1 protein-coding gene is annotated in these 263 nt (G+C 53.2%); it reads left to right on the top strand.

Annotated elements, in window-relative coordinates; genetic code table 11:
* The coding region (locus FE394_RS18070; RefSeq protein WP_319927725.1) for a biotin/lipoyl-containing protein at positions 1–263 on the top strand (263 nt) is incomplete at both ends.

Here is a 263-nt window from a genome sequence, read left to right on the forward strand (position 1 = left end):
GTAAAAGTGGGTGATACCATCACTGAAGAACAGTCCCTGATTACTGTTGAAGGTGACAAGGCTTCGATGGAAGTTCCTGCGCCATTCGCAGGTACGGTGAAAGAGATCAAGATCGCGGCTGGCGACAAAGTGAAAACTGGTTCTCTGATCATGGTATTCGAAGTTGCGGGTTCTGGTGCAGCACCTGTTGCTGTGCCTGTAGCGGCAGCAGCGCCGGCGGCATCTGCGGCGAAAGAAGTCAACGTACCGGATATCGGTGGTGA

Source organism: Xenorhabdus littoralis (genome assembly GCF_033949345.1).
GTDB lineage: Bacteria > Pseudomonadota > Gammaproteobacteria > Enterobacterales > Enterobacteriaceae > Xenorhabdus > Xenorhabdus littoralis.